Source organism: Achromobacter sp. MYb9 (genome assembly GCF_002975275.1).
GTDB lineage: Bacteria > Pseudomonadota > Gammaproteobacteria > Burkholderiales > Burkholderiaceae_B > Achromobacter.
This window is the reverse complement of the sequence record NZ_PCOQ01000021.1, coordinates 107,182-118,539: the sequence shown is the minus strand read 5'-3', so window position 1 is coordinate 118,539 and position 11,358 is coordinate 107,182. Positions and strand designations below refer to the sequence as shown.

Below are 11,358 nucleotides of genomic sequence, written 5' to 3'. Positions count from 1 at the left end.
ATCTTGCGGGGCCCGCTCCCGGCCGGCCGCGCGGGCGGCCTTTGGGAGCTTACGCGGCGTCTTGCAATTCCCGATGCCGCTGCGCGCACGCAACGCAAGGAACCCTCGCAACGCTGCAAATTTCAGCCGACGCTCGCAATATTCACTGGCCTCCCTTTTAGACGGGTGGCGCGCGTACAGGTCGGGCGAAGCAAGCGACTGCTGGCCGCGCGCCACCCGTCGCTCCACCTCCCCCACCTGACGGCGGGGCCAATAGAAAGCCACTCGACAAAAGCGCGCAAGCGACCACGCGACAACGCCCCGGCAACGCGTATGCAGAAAGCGTCCGCCCGCGCGGACGCTTGAGGCGGGCCCCGCAAACCTCGTCATTAAGTCGCGCTCTAGCAGCGCGCAAACCAAGACGGCGCAGCTCGTCGTCGGGGTCGGGTGGGTGGCGCGCAACCTTGATGCGCCCGAGGGAATCTGAAGGGAAGGCCGCAGGCCTGGACGAAGATGACGACGGGGACGTCCGGAGCGAAGGCTCCGGACCGCAATCGTGGGCGCGCGCCACCCACCCGACCCCGGCGGCGAGCGTCCCACGAAGCCCTGTCCAACACCGCCTATCAACTACGAAGCAGCATCCCCAGCAGCCGGACTAAGCTCCCCCAAATACCGACAATCCAGTTCCAGACTCAACTCGTCCATCCCCAGAATATCAATCTCCACCGCCGTCCCCCGCTCCAACTCAGGCATTCCACCCACCCGAGTCACCAGCGGCGCATTCGCGAACCGGACCAGGTCGTCGCGCAACACGTGCGCCACCGTCCGGGTCACGCCGTGTTGCTTCAGCCAGCGCAAGCACCAGTAGCGCTCCATCGCGCTTTGGAACTCCGCCCACGCCGCGTATTGCGCATCGAACGCGCCGATGATCGCGAACAAGTCCGCGTCGCGCGGCTTGAATGGTGCCACCAGGCGGGCCGACACGCCATGTTCCACTGCGGCGATCAGTTGCCATTGGTTCACCAGATCGACATAGCGGCGCAGCGGCGACGTGCTCCAGGCGTATTGCGGCACGCCGATCGCCTCGTGCGGCAGCGCCTGCGTGCTCATGCGCACGCGCCCCGCCTGTTGCGAACGGTAGATGCCCGGCACGCCGTGCTGGTGCAGCAGGCCGCCCCACTGGTTGTTCGCCAGGATCATGTATTCGGCCACCATGCGATCCAGCGGCGCATTGCGCTGGCGCGGCACCAGCCGCACCGGCGTGTCCGGATCGTCTGGATTGCCGTCCAGATAGAAGCTGTATTCCACCCGCGAATTGTTTTCGGGCTTGCCGCGCACCTTCTCGCGCTGCGCCGACAGCGCCTGCGCCAGCTTCCACAGCGGACGCAGCCAGTGGCCGTAGGGAATGTCCGCCGACGGATCGGCCAGGCTCGCTTCCGTGACCTGCGCGTCCAACATGTTATGGCGCAGGTTTTCGCGCACCACCACGCGCTCCAGGCGCGTTTCGGATTCGACGATCTCGCCCGTCTCCGGGTCGGCCACGACATACAGCGAAAGCACCGGCACTTCGCGGCCCGCATCCAGCGAAAACGCCTTGATGACGTTGTCTGGCTGCATCGGGATCTTGTCGCCCGGCATATAGACCGTGGACAGGCGGGCGCGGGCCAGCTTGTCGAACTCGCTGTCGCGCGTCACGGTCAGGCCGGGGGCGGCCACGTGCACGCCCACGCGCAGGCGCCCGTCGGGCAGCTCCGTGACGGACAAGGCGTCGTCGATTTCGGTGGTGGTGACATCGTCCACCGAATAGATCTCGGCGTCCGACAGCGGCAGGTCGCGGTCGATGGGCGGCAGTTCCAGGTCGGGGAACGCCAGCCCGCGCGGGAAATTCACCGCCAGGAAGCGGCGCTTGTGCAAGGCCAGCGCATGCGGCCAGGCGCCCAGCTCAAGCAGCAGGCGGTCCGGCGTCTTGCCCAGCTTGGCGCACGCGGCGTCCAGGGCCTTCCACTGCTGCGTGTTCTTGTCCGGGCGGATCAGCAGGGACTCCGCAGCCTGGGCGATGGGCTCCGGCAGGCGGCCGGCGGCCATTTCGTCCACCCATTCCTGCTGCTGCTCGGCCTGGCGTTGCTTCTTGTCCAGCGCGGCCAGGGCGGCGGCCAGAATATCGGGCGGGGCAGGGCGGTAACGGCCCTTGCCGCGGCGATGGAAATAGGCCGGCGCGCCGTGCAGGCGCATCAGCAACGCGGCTTGCTCCACGGGCGTGGGGGCGTGGCCGAAATAATCGGCAGCCAGGGCGGGCGTGTCGAATTCTTCCTGCGGCGCGCATTCCCAGAGGAACTGCAGGTCCAGCGTCTCGGCGACCGCGGCCGCCTGGCTCATTAGCGCCGCCGGCTCGGGCGACGCGAAGTTGAACAGGGTGTTGGCGCGCTTGATCTTGCTGCGCTTGCCCGACTCCGATTCCACCTGCAGGCTGGCGTCGGTCTCGGACAGGATATTGCCGGCCTTGAAGCTGCCGTCGTCTTCGTAAAACACATACATGGTGGGGATCGTCCTGGGCGGCGCGCACGCGCCGCCTTGCGCAGCTATATAGAGTGTTGAGGTCTGGTACTGATTATTGGGGGCGAACCTGCCTGGCGCCAAGGGCGAATTCAAGCACCTCGGGCATCCATTGGGCGAAATCGGATAAACCGTGGTCGCTGCCCTGCACGATACGCTGGCGGCAATCCGCATAGCGATCGCGCATTTCGCGCCAATCCAGCACCTCGTCGCCGGTCGCCGCCACCAGGAAGTACCGGTCGGGCTGCGTGATGCGAGGGGCATGGATCGCCGCCAGTTCGTCCACATATTCGGGCAAAAAGACGAACGGCGCGTCGGAATGATACATGTGGTGTTCGCCGACCTGGGTGGCCAGGTCGCGCGCCGCCTCCACGGCCGGGTTCAGCAAGACCGCCTTGCAGCCCAGTTGTTCGGCCAGCCAGGTGGCGTAGAAACCGCCCAGCGACGAGCCGATAACGGTCAGTGCGCGGGGGCTGTCCGCGCCATCCAGCTGGCGCCGGGCGATGCCCATGGCCAGGTCGATCGCTTCCCTGGGGCTGGCGGGCAACTGCGGGCAGGCCCACTCGGCGGCCAGGCCGCGCTCGGCCATGGCGTCGGCCATCATCCTGGCCTTCATCGAGGTCGGCGAGGAACGAAAGCCATGCAGGTAAAGGATCATGTCGTCGTTGTCCGGTGCCGGGCCGCCGTTCAGCCGCGCGCCTGCAAGGCGTCCAGCAGCTTGCCGTGGATGCCGCCAAAGCCGCCGTTGCTCATGACCAGGACTTGATCCCCGGGTCGGGCCGCGGCGGCCACGGCGACGACCAGGGCGCCGATGTCATCGTAACTGGAAGCCCGGTCGCCCAGGGGAGCCAGGACGTCGGCCGGATTCCAGCCCAGCGCATGCTTGCCGCTGTGCGCGCCGAAGCAGAACACCAGGTCGGCATCAGCCAGGGCGTCGGGCAGGCGGGCAGCCATGGTGCCCAGCTTCATGGTGTTGGACCGGGGTTCCAGCACCGCCAGAATGCGTGCCGTCCCGACCTGGCGCCGCAATCCTTCAAGGGTGGTGGCGATGGCGGTGGGGTGGTGGGCGAAATCGTCGTAGACCTTCACGCCGTTGACCGTGCCGCGCAGCTCCATCCGGCGCTTGACGCCGCCGAAACGGGTCAACGCGTCGATGCCTTGTTCCGCGGAAACGCCGACGTGTTCGGCGGCGGCCAGCGCCGCCAGCGCGTTCATGCGGTTGTGCTCGCCCGTCAGGTTCCAGCGCACGGTGCCGACCGCGGCGCCGTTACGCAGCACGCCAAAAGCGCCATCCGCGTCGGGGGGAGTCGCCTGCCAGCCGCCATCGGCGCCGAACGTGACGGTTTCCGACCAGCATCCCCGGGCAATCACGCGGTCAAGCGCCTCGGAATGTGCCGGACGCACAATGCGGCCCGATCCCGGGATGGTGCGCACCAAATGGTGGAATTGAGTTTCGATGGCAGCCAGATCGGGGAAGATGTCGGCGTGGTCGTATTCCAGATTATTCAGGATCGCGGTGCGCGGGCGGTAATGGACGAATTTCGAGCGCTTGTCGAAGAAGGCGGTGTCGTACTCGTCCGCCTCGATCACGAAGGGGCGGCGCGCCGGGTCGTAGCGGGCCGACACGTGCAGATCCTGCGCCACGCCGCCGATCAAGAAGTTGGGCGCCTGGCCCGCGGCTTCCAGCACCCACGCCAGCATCGAGCTGGTGGTGGTCTTGCCATGGGTGCCCGCCACCGCCAGCACATGCTGCCCGAAAAGGACGTTGTCCCCCAGCCATTGCGGGCCGGATACATAGCGCGCGCCTAATTCCAGGATGGCTTCCATCAGCGGATTGCCCCGGCTGACCACGTTGCCGATCACGTACAGGTCGGGCTTGAGCGCCATCTGATCAACGCCGAAGCCCTCGATCAGTTCGATTCCCTGTTCGGACAGTTGCGTGCTCATGGGCGGGTACACGCCCGCGTCGCAACCAGTGACCTTGTGTCCGGCGGCCCGCGCGATCAGCGCCAAGCCACCCATGAACGTACCGCAGATGCCAAGAATATGCAGGTGCATTGAAAACTCTCCTGTCCTGCATTGTATATATAGAGCGCTCCTCGCCGCGCCGCTTCGCGGGCTTGCTGCTCCCCGAGGGGGCGTTTTTGTCTTGCGACAAAAAATAGCGGTAGCGGTTATGATCGCGCCATGAATCGACGCCTACTTCTTTCCGCCGGCGTGGCGGTTGCCGCCACGGTTGCGGGCGCTTTTACGTGGATGGGCCGCAAGTCCCAGGAATCCGCGGCTCCCGCGGGGGCAGGCGATCCCGTCGCCGGACTGCTGCAATTGCAGATGCCGGACTTAAATGGCGCGACCCATACGCTGGCTGGTTGGAAAGGCCAGCCGATGGTGGTCAATTTCTGGGCAACGTGGTGCGCGCCGTGCGTCAGGGAAATGCCCGAACTCGACGCCTTGCAGAAAAAATACCCGCATATCCGATTTGTCGGTATCGGCGTCGATTCGGCGGCGAACATGCAAAAATTCGTCGAGAAAGTGCAAGTTTCCTACCCGCTCTGGGTGATCGGCGCCGGGGCAATCGATACGCTGCGCAAGCTGGGCAACCCCAGCGGCGGCCTGCCTTTTACCATCGTGTTCAATGCCGATGGCGGAATTAACCGGAAGATACTGGGTGAAATCCAGCCCGACGACCTGAATCAAACCCTCTCCGGTTTGAAGGCGTAAGTCTGTTGGACAAATAGTAGGAATTGGCGTAAAAAGCTGGTTTATCGGCTGTTTTGCCAACAATTGGCAATCCACTCATTGGCAAGCGCATGGCGCAAAACATACTGGTATTGCATGGCCCGAACCTGAACCTGCTTGGCACCCGGGAACCTCACATCTACGGCAGCTTGACCCTGCCCCAGATCAATGAGCGCCTGGAACTGCTTGCAGGCGAATTGGGCGCCAAACTGACAGCTTGGCAAGGCAATCACGAAGGCGCGCTGGTTGACCGCATTCAGGCGGCCCGGCAAGACGGCACAGACTTCATCATCATCAACGCGGCGGCTTATACGCACACCAGCGTCGCAATTCGCGATGCGCTGGCTGGGGTCGCGATCCCATTTATTGAAGTACATTTGTCCAATCTGTATAAGCGAGAGCCCTTCAGGCATCACTCTTATCTGTCCGACTTGGCGATAGGCCTTATCAGCGGCCTTGGCGCGGACGGCTACGAGGCGGCTCTGCGTTACGCAGTGCGGCACTGATCTCGCACCAACTCACAGCTTTTACATCTTATACGGCGCGGACCCCACGCTGGGACGCCGCCGACACTATCTCGGGAAGCAGCTTCTATGGACCTTCGAAAACTCAAAACCCTGATCGACCTGGTGGCTGAATCGGGTATCGCCGAGCTGGAAATCACCGAAGGCGAAGGTAAGGTACGCATCGTCAAGTTCTCGCAGACCTTGCAGCCGGTGGCTTACCACCAGCCCGAAGCCGGCGCCCATGCCGCGCCCGTGGCCCCGGCCGCAGCGCCTGCCGCGCCGGTCGCCGAAGCCGCCCCGGTCATCCAGGGCCATGTCGTGAAGGCGCCGATGGTCGGCACGTTCTACCGTTCGCCGAACCCGGGCGCCGCCCCGTTCATCGACGTGGGCGCCACCGTCAAGGAAGGCGATCCGCTGTGCATCATTGAAGCCATGAAGCTGCTCAATGAAATCGAAGCCGACAAGTCCGGCGTCATCAAAGAAATCCTGGTCGAAAATGGTGAGCCCGTCGAATACGGTCAACCCCTCTTCGTCATTGGCTGATAGCTGAAAATGTTCGAAAAAATCCTGATCGCCAATCGGGGCGAAATCGCCCTGCGCATTCAGCGCGCTTGCCGTGAGCTGGGCATCAAAACCGTGGTCGTGCACTCCGAGGCTGACCGCGAAGCCAAGTACGTGCGCCTGGCCGATGAATCCGTGTGCATCGGGCCCGCGCCGTCGCGTGACAGCTACCTGAACATGCCCGCCATCATTTCGGCGGCCGAAGTCACGGATTCCGAGGCAATCCACCCGGGTTACGGGTTTTTGTCCGAAAATGCCGACTTCGCCGATCGCGTCGAAAAGAGCGGCTTCGTTTTCATCGGTCCGCGTCCCGACACCATTCGCCTGATGGGCGACAAGGTCAGCGCCAAGCGCGCCATGATCGAAGCGGGCGTGCCGGTGGTGCCGGGTTCCGAGGGCGCGTTGCCCGAAGATCCGCAGGAAATCATCCGTATTGCGCGCGAAGTCGGTTATCCGGTCATCATCAAGGCGGCAGGCGGCGGCGGTGGCCGCGGCATGCGCGTGGTGTACACCGAGGCCGCGCTGCTGAACGCCGTCACCATGACGCGTTCGGAAGCGGGCGCCGCGTTCAACAACCCGGAAGTCTATATGGAGAAGTTCCTTGAGAACCCTCGCCATGTGGAAATCCAGGTGCTGGCCGATGGCGGCCGCAACGCCGTCTGGCTGGGCGAACGCGACTGCTCCATGCAGCGCCGCCACCAGAAAGTCATCGAAGAAGCGCCGGCTCCCGGCATCGCCCGCCGCGCGATCGAGCGCATCGGCGACCGTTGCGCCGACGCTTGCCGCAAGATGGGCTACCGCGGCGCCGGCACGTTCGAATTCCTGTTCGAGAACGGCGAGTTCTATTTCATTGAAATGAACACCCGCATCCAGGTCGAACACCCCGTGACCGAACTGATCACCGGCATCGACCTGGTGCAGCAGCAGATCCTGGTCGCCGCAGGCGAGAAGTTCACGCTGCGCCAGCGCGATATCCAGTTCAAGGGCCATGCGATCGAATGCCGCATCAACGCGGAAGATCCTTTCCGCTTCGTGCCCAGCCCTGGCCGTATCACCAACTGGCATACGCCGGGCGGTCCTGGCGTGCGGATCGATTCGCATGCGTACAACGGCTACTTCGTGCCGCCGAACTACGATTCGATGATCGCCAAGGTCATCACGTACGGCGACACGCGTGACCAGGCGCTGGCCCGCATGCGCATCGCGCTGTCGGAAATGGTGGTGGAAGGCATTTCGACCAACATCCCGTTGCACCGCGAACTGTTGCAAGATGCCCGCTTCATCGAGGGCGGCACCAGCATCCATTATCTGGAAAACAAGTTGGCTCAGCGTCCCTGACCGACCACTAGGGGCCTCGCGGCCCCTTTTTGCCTTTGGGCGACGCCAAGGCAAACCCCTCGGGGCCTTTTAATTGTTTTACGGTCATCGGGCCGCGGCATCCGCCGCGGCCCGATGACCAGATGGAAGAATAATCATGCGTGAACTCGTGCTCCATTGCCTAGAGGCGCAGGCCGAAGCCTTGTCGGACGCGCTGCTGGAAGCGGGCGTACTGTCCGTTTCCGTGGAAGACGCCGACTTCGGCACCGACGACGAACGCCCGCTGTTCGGCGAACCCGGCACCGAGCCCGACGTGCAGGCCTGGGACCGCAATCGCGTCGTCGCCTTGTTGCCCGACGGAGCCGATCCCTCGCAGATCATGGAAGAGGCCGCCGCGGCAGGCGAGCTCGACCCGGCGCTGTTTGCCGGCTGGACCCTGCGCGATGTTCCCGACGCCGACTGGGTGCGCCTGACGCAATCGCAGTTTGGCCCCATCCACATCGCCGAACGCCTGTGGATCGTGCCCAGCTGGCACCGTGACAGCCCCGACGTGCCGGGCTTCGATCCGGCCGCCACGGGCGACGGCGCCATCCACATCGAACTGGATCCGGGCCTGGCCTTTGGCACCGGCAGCCATCCCACGACACACCTGTGCCTGGCCTGGCTGGAAGCCGAGCTGCCCGCCGGCGCCACCTTGCTGGACTACGGTTGCGGTTCCGGAATCTTGGCGATCGCCGCCCGCAAGCTGGGCGCGGGTCCGACGCAGGCCGTGGACATCGACACGCAGGCCGTGCAAAGCACCGCCTACAACGCCGAGGTCAACCGCGTCGAGCTGCAGGCCATGCTGCCCGATGCGCTGGCCGATGGTACGTTCCAGGTGGTCGTGGCCAACATCTTGTCCAATCCGTTGAAGGTGCTGGCACCGATGCTGGCCGGACGCGTCGCCGCAGGCGGCCATCTGGTGTTGTCCGGCGTGCTGGAACGCCAGGCCGAAGAGGTGGCCGCTGCCTACGCGCCCTGGATCGCCATGTCGGTCTGGCGCGCGCGTGACGGCTGGGTGTGCCTGCACGGCCAGAAGGCCTGAGCGACGGTTCGGCTGGATCGCAATATGGCTCTGACCACGCGCTGCCCACAGTGCGGCACCTCGTTCAAGGTGGTGCCCGACCAACTCCGGGTCCGTAATGGCCTGGTGCGCTGCGGCGCTTGCTCCACCGTCTTCGACGGCCGGGCGTGCCTGCTGCCGGCATCCGGCGCGCCGTCGACGCCGTCGGCCGTGCCCCCGGTCGTGGCGCCCGCCGCTGCGGCGGCTGCGCCGGTGCTGGCGACGCCACCTGTTACGCCTGCCGCGCCTGCCGCACCCGTCGCCGCCCCGCCGCCGCGCTACGTTCCGGCGCCATCACCTTCCCCCGAGGCGCCGCCGCCGCTGGCGCGCCCTTCCGCAGAGCCGCCCCGCCAGATTGCCCCATGGGAAGACGAGCCCATTCCGGCGGCGCCGGCGCCTGCGCCGACTCCGGTTCCCGCCACGCCGGCGGTATCCGCCCCACCCGTCGCGCCCATTGCGCCCGCCACGCCTGCCGTGCCGCCGTCCGTGCTGCGCGGCCGCGAAGACATTCGCCGGCGCACCGAGCCGGACGACGACCTGCCGGAAAATGATCTGGACGAGGAAGACGACGACGACGTCGATCTGCGCGATGACGCCCGCCACGCCAGCTTCGCGCGCCATCCGGAACCGGCCCGCGACCCCGCGCCGCGTTGGGTGCCTCCGCCGCCGCCGGCCCCGCCGACGTCACGCAACGAGCCCGTCATCGCATCGCGCGCCGCGGAACCGATCATGGATTGGGACGCCCGGCGCCGCGGCGCTCCGCCTGCCGAGCCGTCCTTCGCCGCCGATGACGTCCGCGATCACGCAGACGGCGCAGACGGCGCAGACGACCATTACCTTGACGACGATTCCCTCGATGACCGCCCGGACGGCCTTCGCGACGATCACCGCGATGACCGCCCGCACGAATACCGCATCCGCGCCGACGAGGACGCCGACGACGAGCTCGACGACGACACCCGCGAACCCGTCCTGGGCGAAGCGCGCACCCGCTATTCCAGCGCCACCGACGTGGGCCGCGCTCCCCCCGAATTCCTGGACCAGGATCGGCAGGAGCGCCGCGGCCTGTTGCGCAAGGTGTGGGGCTACGCCTGCTTGCTGGGCTTGATCGCGTTGGGCCTGCAACTGGTGTACGCGTACCGCACCGACATCGCCAATTCCGTGCCGGCATTGCGGCCAGTGCTGGACGTCGCGTGCAAGCCGCTGGGCTGCACGGTCGGATACGCCCGGCGCCTGGAGCGCATCGCGATTTCCTCGTCGTCGCTGCAGCCGCCGCCGGGCGCCGCCGCGATCGACGACGGCCGCAGCCGCCTGGTGTTGAACCTGGTGCTGCGCAATCGCTACGACAAGCCGCAGCATTGGCCGGCCCTGGTGCTGGATCTGACCGATTTGTCGGATACGGTGGTCGTGCGTAAAGTGCTGATGCCCGAAAACTACCTGACGCCCGATCAGTTGAGCGGCCCGTTCGGCCCGGCTGGCGAGCTCAAGATCTCAGTGCCCATTGAAGTGACTGGCGTGCAGGTCAATGGCTACCAACTCGATAAGTTCTTTCCTTAAAGGATGACAAGCATGGCAACCCCCGTTCTGGTTTGCGGCTCGATGGCGTTCGACACGATCGCGGTGTTCGAAGGCCGTTTCAAAGAGCACATTCTTGCTGACCGCATCCAATCGCTCAGCGTGTCGTTCCTGGTGCCCAGCATGCGCAAGGAATATGGCGGTTGCTCGGGCAACATCGCCTACAACATGAACTTGCTGGGCGGCAAACCCGTGCCGGTGGCGACCGTGGGCGAAGACGCCGGCGAATACATGGAACGCCTGTCGGGCCTGGGCATCGACACCAGCCGCGTCAAGGTCATGCCCGGCACCTTCACCGCGCAGTGCTTCATCACGACCGATCTGGATGACAACCAGATCACTGCCTTCCATCCGGGCGCCATGTCGTTTGCTGCCGAAAACGACCTGAGCGATGCGGATGCGGCCTGGGCCATCGTGGCGCCGGACGCCAAGGAAGGCATGTTCGCGCACGCCGAACGCCTGCACCGCCGCGGCATCCCGTTCATTTTCGACCTGGGGCAGGCCATGCCCTTGTTTGACGGCGCCGACCTGGACCGCATGCTCAAGCTGGCGCAGGCGTTGACCGTCAACGATTACGAAGCGGGTATCGTCGAGCAGCGCACGGGCCGCAGCGTGGCCGATATCGCCGCCACGCTGCAAGCCGTGGTGGTGACGCGCGGCGCCGAAGGCGCAACGCTGTACACCGGCGGCAAGACCGTCCAGATCGCACCGGTGCGCGCCTCGCAAGTCGTCGACCCGACGGGTTGCGGCGACGCGCAGCGCGGCGGCCTGCTCTATGGCCTGACCAGCGGCTGGAACTGGGAAGACAGCTGCCGCCTGGGCAACGTCATGGGCGCGATCAAGATCGCGTCTCGCGGCCCGCAGAACCACGCGCCGTCGCGCGCGGATATCGACGCCGTGCTGCACGCGACCTACGGCATCCATCTGCCTGCCTGATTCCCTTTGCTCCTTGGGAACCGCGATGCGGCGGAATGGTCGAACCCGCATCGTGTTTCCGCAAGGCGGCTGGGTGCCGCCGTGATCTAA

At 65.6% G+C, this 11,358-nt stretch carries 10 protein-coding genes; 7 read left to right on the top strand and 3 right to left on the bottom strand.

Going from position 1 to position 11,358, the window contains the following annotated elements; all coding sequences use genetic code 11:
- Positions 1-606: 606 nt before the first annotated feature.
- The 3 genes from CQ050_RS24150 to mpl form a co-directional block, all read right to left on the bottom strand.
- Complete coding sequence (locus CQ050_RS24150) at positions 607-2,514, bottom strand: ribonuclease catalytic domain-containing protein (RefSeq protein WP_105559342.1); 1,908 nt, start codon at positions 2,512-2,514, stop codon at positions 607-609.
- A gap of 73 nt (positions 2,515-2,587) precedes the next feature.
- Positions 2,588-3,190 carry a YqiA/YcfP family alpha/beta fold hydrolase gene (locus CQ050_RS24145; RefSeq protein WP_105559341.1) on the bottom strand — a complete coding sequence of 201 codons (603 nt, stop codon included), beginning with the start codon at positions 3,188-3,190 and terminating at the stop codon, positions 2,588-2,590.
- Positions 3,191-3,219: 29 nt separating this feature from the next.
- Positions 3,220-4,590 (bottom strand): UDP-N-acetylmuramate:L-alanyl-gamma-D-glutamyl-meso-diaminopimelate ligase, encoded by a 1,371-nt coding sequence (mpl, locus tag CQ050_RS24140; RefSeq protein WP_105559340.1) that lies wholly within the window; start codon positions 4,588-4,590, stop codon positions 3,220-3,222.
- Positions 4,591-4,719: 129 nt separating this feature from the next.
- Between mpl and CQ050_RS24135 the strand changes: the two genes are divergently transcribed.
- The 7 genes from CQ050_RS24135 to CQ050_RS24105 all read left to right on the top strand — a co-directional run bounded on the left by CQ050_RS24135 (position 4,720) and on the right by CQ050_RS24105 (position 11,268).
- Entirely contained in the window at positions 4,720-5,253 is a 534-nt protein-coding gene (locus tag CQ050_RS24135) for a TlpA disulfide reductase family protein (RefSeq protein WP_105559339.1), read from the top strand.
- A gap of 89 nt (positions 5,254-5,342) precedes the next feature.
- Positions 5,343-5,777, top strand: a complete 435-nt coding sequence (gene aroQ / locus CQ050_RS24130) for a type II 3-dehydroquinate dehydratase (protein ID WP_006226654.1) — start codon at positions 5,343-5,345, stop codon at positions 5,775-5,777.
- Positions 5,778-5,864: 87 nt separating this feature from the next.
- Positions 5,865-6,320 carry an acetyl-CoA carboxylase biotin carboxyl carrier protein gene (accB, locus tag CQ050_RS24125; RefSeq protein WP_105559338.1) on the top strand — a complete coding sequence of 152 codons (456 nt, stop codon included), beginning with the start codon at positions 5,865-5,867 and terminating at the stop codon, positions 6,318-6,320.
- Between the two features lie 9 nt (positions 6,321-6,329).
- A complete protein-coding gene (gene accC / locus CQ050_RS24120) occupies positions 6,330-7,676 on the top strand; it encodes an acetyl-CoA carboxylase biotin carboxylase subunit (RefSeq protein ID WP_054427251.1) in 1,347 nt (448 codons plus the stop codon).
- A gap of 136 nt (positions 7,677-7,812) precedes the next feature.
- Positions 7,813-8,739 carry a 50S ribosomal protein L11 methyltransferase gene (gene prmA, locus CQ050_RS24115; protein ID WP_105559337.1) on the top strand — a complete coding sequence of 309 codons (927 nt, stop codon included), beginning with the start codon at positions 7,813-7,815 and terminating at the stop codon, positions 8,737-8,739.
- Between the two features lie 24 nt (positions 8,740-8,763).
- Positions 8,764-10,314: a DUF3426 domain-containing protein gene (locus tag CQ050_RS24110; protein ID WP_105559336.1), complete on the top strand. Its 1,551-nt coding sequence runs from the start codon at positions 8,764-8,766 to the stop codon at positions 10,312-10,314.
- A gap of 12 nt (positions 10,315-10,326) precedes the next feature.
- The gene (locus tag CQ050_RS24105; RefSeq protein ID WP_105559335.1) at positions 10,327-11,268 is read left to right on the top strand and encodes a carbohydrate kinase family protein; all 942 of its coding nucleotides are present in this window, start codon (positions 10,327-10,329) and stop codon (positions 11,266-11,268) included.
- Positions 11,269-11,358: the final 90 nt, after the last annotated feature.

What these genes read in the sequence shown, in the direction of transcription:
- CQ050_RS24135 (WP_105559339.1), top strand. Translation starts at nt 4,720, where the DNA reads ATGAATCGACGCCTACTTCTTTCCGCCGGCGTGGCGGTTGCCGCCACG.
- accC (WP_054427251.1), top strand. Translation starts at nt 6,330, where the DNA reads ATGTTCGAAAAAATCCTGATCGCCAATCGGGGCGAAATCGCCCTGCGC.
- CQ050_RS24150 (WP_105559342.1), bottom strand. Translation starts at nt 2,514, where the DNA reads ATGTATGTGTTTTACGAAGACGACGGCAGCTTCAAGGCCGGCAATATC.
- CQ050_RS24110 (WP_105559336.1), top strand. Translation starts at nt 8,764, where the DNA reads ATGGCTCTGACCACGCGCTGCCCACAGTGCGGCACCTCGTTCAAGGTG.
- mpl (WP_105559340.1), bottom strand. Translation starts at nt 4,590, where the DNA reads ATGCACCTGCATATTCTTGGCATCTGCGGTACGTTCATGGGTGGCTTG.
- aroQ (WP_006226654.1), top strand. Translation starts at nt 5,343, where the DNA reads ATGGCGCAAAACATACTGGTATTGCATGGCCCGAACCTGAACCTGCTT.
- prmA (WP_105559337.1), top strand. Translation starts at nt 7,813, where the DNA reads ATGCGTGAACTCGTGCTCCATTGCCTAGAGGCGCAGGCCGAAGCCTTG.
- CQ050_RS24145 (WP_105559341.1), bottom strand. Translation starts at nt 3,190, where the DNA reads ATGATCCTTTACCTGCATGGCTTTCGTTCCTCGCCGACCTCGATGAAG.
- accB (WP_105559338.1), top strand. Translation starts at nt 5,865, where the DNA reads ATGGACCTTCGAAAACTCAAAACCCTGATCGACCTGGTGGCTGAATCG.
- CQ050_RS24105 (WP_105559335.1), top strand. Translation starts at nt 10,327, where the DNA reads ATGGCAACCCCCGTTCTGGTTTGCGGCTCGATGGCGTTCGACACGATC.